A 3,995-nucleotide genomic window follows, 5' to 3' on the forward strand; every position below is an offset into this window, starting at 1 on the left:
ATTCAGCAGATACTAGACAGGTTCTTAGACGTACTTGGGGCCATCATTGGGATTTGTATTTTAACGTGGGTTCAAATTCCTAACAATGAAAAAATTGATCAGCCAATGCATGTGCTCCACAACACCCGCTTGGGGATCAAACAACTTACGAACAACAAGGGCTTGTGGTACATTACGTTGATCGGCGCCGTCTTCACACTAACCTACATGCCTGCTGCCAGCATGTATCCACTCATGACCATGAAATACTTTCAGGGAACCGTTAGTCAGGCTGGCTTAATTGAAGCCATTTATTCAACTGGCATGCTAATCGGCGGCACTATCATTGGCCTCTTTGGTAAGTGGCAGGACCGGATGAAGCCCGTAATCATCGCGTTTTTCCTGGTTGGCATTCCAACCGGTATTAGCGGCATTTTGCCAAGTAACCAAACCGGATTTTTATGGTTCGCAGCTTTAAACATCATTGAAGGAATTGCGACCCCATTTTTTACAACGCTTTTAATGGCAATGATTCAACAAAGTTATCCAGCAGAAGAGTTAGGGCGGATTCTAGGCGTTTTGAATTCTTTGTTGAATCTAGGTGAACCAATTGGCTTAATTTTTGCCGGTCCCCTAGCTGATGTGATTGGCATTGAACGCCTATTTGTGATTGCAGGAATCGGTGCTGCCATTTGCGGGGTGGTCGCGGTGTTAATGCCAATTACCAGGCAATATGACATTAGGCTGCATCAAAAATTGGCGAAATTAACTGAGCAACCAGATAAGTAATTAACATGATGATCAAAAAGAGGAGAAAGACCAGACTACCAGCTGATCTTTCTCCTCTTTTTGTCATCACTTAATTACACGTTTTTAATCTTTTCACCAGTCAATCCCATCGCATTAATTGCCACGATAATTGTCGACATCGCCATGACCACAGCACCAACGGCTGGGTCTAGAATGATTCCAATAAATGACAACACACCGGCAGCGAGTGGAATTGCGACAATATTGTAGCCTGCTCCCCACCAGAGATTTTGAACCATTTTCCGATTTGTGATTTTAGCCAAATCAAGAAAATGTAAAATATCGCTGGGTTCTGATTTAACCAACACAACATCAGCGGAATCAATGGCAACATCGGTTCCGGCACCAATTGCAATTCCAATATCGGCCGCGGCAAGACTTGGTGCGTCATTTACGCCGTCACCAACCATGATGACGTGATTGCCCTTTGCTTGATAATCAGCAATAATCTTTTGCTTATCATCTGGTAATAGGCCTGCATGGAATTCAGTCAATCCTAGTAAGTTAGCAACGTGTTCCGCGGCTTTTGGATTATCGCCAGTGAGCATTACGGGGGTAATTCCTCGCCTCTGAAGACCACTAATTAATTCCTTAGCACCCGCTTTGATGGTGTCGCCTTCAGCAACCATTCCTTGAACTTGGGTGCCCTGCAATAGGAAGCTGACGGAATTACCCTTAGCAGCCCATTTATCAGCAGCGGCCTCGTCAAACCTGATCCCTTGCTTCGTTAAATAGTTACCATTAACAATCGTATAGTCAGTGCCATCAACATTACCGGAAATACCAACGCCCGGAATATTTTGAGACTTTTCAGCCGCAACGACTTCAATGTCCTTCGCTTGGGCTTCAGTAATGATTGCTTGGGCCAGCGGATGAGTCGAATTATTTTCAAGGGCGGCCAGTCGGCTTAATAACGTTGTTTCGTCAATCCCATCATTTGGAATCAATGCATTCACCGTAAATTTACCTTCTGTTAACGTGCCAGTTTTATCCAAGAGAACGTGGCTAACATGTTGACTTGCTTCAATGGCTTGGCGATTTCGAACTAATAGCCCATTTTGAGCGCCAATCGTAGTAGAACGAGAAACCACTAATGGAATCGCTAATCCTAATGCATGCGGGCAAGCAATCACGAAGACGGTCACCATGATCGTCATTGCAGTCGCCAATCCCTGGGGTAACCAGGCAAAGAAAGCAATAATCCCAACACCAAATGCCGCGTAAAATAGATACTTGGCAACTAAATCAGCTTTATCTTCTGCTTTAGATTTAGTTTGCTGGGCATTTTGAACCATTTTCATTACTTGAGAAAGATAGCCGGAGTCACCAGTACCACTAATTTTAACCGTTAGCGTCCCGTTATTGTTGGTTGCACCACCAATGACCTTATCGCCAACGTTCTTGGTAACGGCAGCAGATTCACCGGTTACCAGTGCTTCATTCACGGTCGACTCCCCAGCCGTAATAACACCATCGGCTGGAATACTCTCACCTGAACGCACTTGGAAAGCTTGACCAACTTTTAAATCAGATACTGGCACTTCTTTTGTTTCACCATTATCTGTAACTAGATGGGCCGTCTTAGGCAACAGGGCCGCCATCTTTTGTAAGGCATCCCCAGCCCCCATCAATGCATTCATTTCAATCCAGTGTCCTAGAAGCATAATTAAAATCAGGGTTGCAAGTTCGAACGAAAAATCCATTACATGATTTGCCGGGTTCAAGAAGTTGTTGGCAATAAATGCGTACAAACTGTAGAAATACGAAACGGAAATTCCAAGGGTTACTAGCGTCATCATTTCAGGAGATTTATCCTGAATTTCCGCTTTAGCCCCCTTTAAAAATGGCATTCCGCCATAAAAGTAAAGTGCTGTATCAAACAAAACGATGATAATGCCAACAATTAGCGGTGAACTGAAACTAAGGATGGAAACGTTTAAACCCATGATTGGTGCTAACAGTAAAACTGGAATCGCTAAGACAACGGAGACCCAAAATTTAACTTTCAAATTCCCCATATGCATCATTGAGCCACCGTGCATCATCATGTCGGTCCCAGCCATATCCATATCACCGTGATTCATCCCACTCATATTCATAGTTTCGTGATTCATATTCATTTGGCTGTGATCCATGTTCATTTGATTATGATCCGTTTCGGTCATATCGTGATCCATTTTCATGTCATCATGATCCATATGACTCATATTTGATTCATTATTTTCCATATTCTTAGCACTCATGTTTTTCATGTTCATCTGGTCCTCTTTATTTGCCATGATTATCGACCCCCCCTAAAAATAAGTGTGCGTAGCAAAGCGGTTAGAAGCCGGAATATAAGTTCCTTGTATGGAAATCCCCGGGCTCGGGATTTTTCCACCAGGTTCTTATATTTAGGCTTCTGCTTTGCGGAGCACCATGCCACTATATGAATGAGAATTACGACAAAAATTCATAAGTTTCCGCCATCAGAAATCCCAGATTCTGGATTTTTGTGCAGCAATCCTAAAAGTAAACAGAACACCACAGTCTTAACACGTTTGATCACCTGGCAAGCAGTTACACTGAACTTCCTCGGGCGCTGTTTTGGCCTTTTCAGCTAGAATCGCCTGTAAGTTCGCAATATCCGCCCGTGAGAGTTCCCTTGACTGAATAACGCCGGCAATTGTTGAACCAGCCCGCATCGCACACATATGGTCAAACAAATCATCTGCCGCTGCCGCCATTGATTCCTTCTCGCCAACAACCGGCTTATACGTGAATGGTCGACTGCCGCCATGCTGCGCAACCGCCTGTTTTTGAATCAACCTGTGAAGTAGCGTTTTGGTTGTTGAAGCTGACCAGCCTTCTAATTCGTTCATAGCATCGATTAGTTCACGACTAGTCGCATGTCCCATTGTCCAAATTGCTCTCATAACCATCCATTCAGAATCGGTGATGGTTACATTCTTTGCATCCTTCAATTGGCTTCCTCCATTAATTGAATTCTAAGTTTACGTTTGCAGCCTCTTAACACTTATTAGTTTACAACTGTAGTCACAATAATGCAACCTTTCTGCCAGAAAATACCATGACATTAAAAAAACGCCTAGATAATATTCCAGGCGTGGTTTGATACGATATGTTAAATTAATGATCTGGGAATTTTTGGTTTTCTTGTTAGTATGGTGAAATGCCTCTTAGAACCTGTCTAGTATCTGCTGAAT

Annotated in this window: 3 protein-coding genes; 1 reads left to right on the forward strand and 2 read right to left on the reverse strand. The window is 43.4% G+C overall.

Annotation, left to right across the window (positions count from 1 at the left end; all coding sequences use genetic code 11):
- Positions 1 to 768: MFS transporter (locus ATN92_RS03750; protein WP_158106621.1), on the forward strand; the 768-nt coding region annotated here is incomplete at its 5' end.
- Positions 769 to 842: 74 nt separating this feature from the next.
- Here the strand turns inward: ATN92_RS03750 and ATN92_RS03755 are convergent.
- Together ATN92_RS03755 and ATN92_RS03760 are read right to left on the reverse strand one after the other, a co-directional pair.
- Positions 843 to 3,068, reverse strand: a complete 2,226-nt coding sequence (locus ATN92_RS03755; RefSeq protein WP_056950763.1) for a heavy metal translocating P-type ATPase — start codon at positions 3,066 to 3,068, stop codon at positions 843 to 845.
- 252 nt (positions 3,069 to 3,320) lie between these two features.
- Positions 3,321 to 3,752, reverse strand: coding sequence for a CopY/TcrY family copper transport repressor (locus ATN92_RS03760; protein WP_002816262.1), 432 nt, complete (start codon positions 3,750 to 3,752; stop codon positions 3,321 to 3,323).
- Between the last annotated feature and the right edge of the window lie 243 nt (positions 3,753 to 3,995).

The organism is Companilactobacillus bobalius (assembly GCF_009764355.1).

Excerpts from the sequence above, each read along its gene's own strand:
- ATN92_RS03755 (WP_056950763.1), bottom strand. The coding sequence starts at position 3,068 with ATGGCAAATAAAGAGGACCAGATGAACATGAAAAACATGAGTGCTAAG.